Raw genomic sequence first — 1,990 nt, forward strand, 5'->3', positions numbered from 1 at the left:
GACAAGCATCGTCATTTTATTATGGTCAGCCTCAGGGTGAAGTGTGTCTAATCAACAGGGTTTTCGGTCTCTAAGTACTTTTTAAAGGGAACATCATCGACTCAAATCTCTATTTGCAACAGTGCCCCATGAAGTGCCTGCCTGCGTCTGTTAGCCGAACGCCCCGCGCATGGCGCTCAAATAGCAGGACACCAAGGTTATCCTCCAGCGCTTTCACACGCGCGCTGACGCTCGACTGGCTGATACCAAGTGCCTTGGCCGCATGCCGAAAATTCAGATGCTCGGCGACGGCGATGAACTGAACAAGGGAAATGAGCGGTATCCTGCCAGACAGGATACCGACATTCACGAGGTTTCGATGGTTAGTGCGCCGCATCGGAGCGGGCCTGCTACCAGTCGTCGGTTAGACGACTGGCGACTTCTCGGTGGCAGCCCCACGGAGCCGAAGGAGCACCAGCCCCAACGAAACCAGTACCGCCATCGCCGTGGCGTAACAGATCACGGGCCACGCTGTGTCACCGTTTAAAAGTGCCACCGCCAATGTCCCGACAATGCTGACTATCAGGCTTTGAACGCAGAAGTAGAACGCGACCGCTGATCCCGCGATGTCGTCGAACTCTGCCAAAGCGCCGTTCGCGGTAACGGACACCGTGAAGACAATACCGACCGCGACAACCCACATCGGTAGGATGAAGGTGAGGAATGACGGCGAGCCGTAAAGTTCGCCGATCCCCAACAGGACCGCTCCGCAAACAAGCAACGCCATCCCACGCGCCACGCATCCTGCGATGCCCCATCTGGCGACAAAGGACTTCGCGAAACGGGTTGTCACGATCATTACAAGCGCGACAGTGGCGAAGGCAAAGCTGAATCCGATCTCGGAATATTCCGCTTGGCCTATGAGCACACGGGGAGCCGTCGAGAAGAAGACGAAGTAGGTGCCCATACCGGCGCTAAAGCCGACAGTGTAAACCCAAAAAGCCGGACTCGCGAAGATCGGCAAGACAGATCGGCGCGTCTTGACTTGATCCAGAGGGCGGGTTTCGTGCCACCTGAAACCCGCATTTAGGAGTGCGAGCATCGCCAGTATAGCCAAAGTAATGAATATCGCCTGCCATCCCAAGAACTCGCCGATCAATACTCCGGCGATAGGGCCGAGCGCAGGCACGAACGCCAGCATCGAACTGAAAAGGCCGTAGATGACGACACCCTCAGGACGGTTGGCATAAACGTCGCGAACCGTCGCGAACGTCGCCACCAGCATGGCCGACGCGCCCACTGCTTGAAGTAGACGGAAAGCGACAAAGGCCGGTGCAGTTGAAGACCAAGCTGCTCCCAGAGACGCAATGACGAAAGCCGTTGCGCCCGCAAGTAGAATTGGCCGTCGCCCGATTCTGTCTGAGAGCGGACCAAAAATCACCTGGCCCACGCCGAGCATCACCATATAGAGGCTCAACGTGAGTTGGATCATAGCGGGCGTCGTGTTCAGGATGCCGGGCATCGCTGGAACGACAGGGAGATAAATATCCATCGCCAGTGAAGCGAGGATGTCGAAAGGAGCCATCAGCAGCAGTGCTGCCGGCAGCGTATAGGCCCACGCGGGGCGTGTGGTGGTCATGACGAATCAACCCTCGATTAAGGAATACCGGGCGACGTCTGCTCGTCAGCAATCAGATGAGACTAGCCTTACAGAGCGCCGCAACAACAATACTGGTTGTTGCGGCTTACTTGTCTGCTGACTTGGAATTTCCCATCTGATTACTCCACGCTTACGAATATGAATTGCTACATTTTATCCGATTATCTTTTGCTTCGCAATGCGGCATGGGCGCACTCAGCGTTCCAGCCCCCTCTGCCGCCCTAAATGCTTGCTCCAATGCATCGAGCACCATATCTGTATTCATCCGTGTCGATACTTTCCATCCAACAATTGCTCGTGAGAACACATCAATAATAAATGCAGTATAAACCCAGCCTGAATTTGTTTGAA

General features: G+C 55.2%; 2 protein-coding genes and 1 pseudogene. All 3 read right to left on the reverse strand.

Annotated elements, in window-relative coordinates:
- Positions 1–109: 109 nt before the first annotated feature.
- Complete coding sequence (locus FTV50_RS16505) at positions 110–376, reverse strand: LysR family transcriptional regulator (RefSeq protein WP_077170324.1); 267 nt, start codon at positions 374–376, stop codon at positions 110–112.
- Between the two features lie 27 nt (positions 377–403).
- Positions 404–1,618: a chloramphenicol/florfenicol efflux MFS transporter FloR gene (floR, locus tag FTV50_RS16510; RefSeq protein WP_000214122.1), complete on the reverse strand. Its 1,215-nt coding sequence runs from the start codon at positions 1,616–1,618 to the stop codon at positions 404–406.
- Between the two features lie 247 nt (positions 1,619–1,865).
- Positions 1,866–1,990: pseudogene (locus FTV50_RS16515) on the reverse strand (DDE-type integrase/transposase/recombinase); the annotation flags it as partial.

This window comes from Acinetobacter sp. YH1901134 (genome assembly GCF_013416965.1).
Lineage (GTDB): Bacteria > Pseudomonadota > Gammaproteobacteria > Pseudomonadales > Moraxellaceae > Acinetobacter > Acinetobacter amyesii.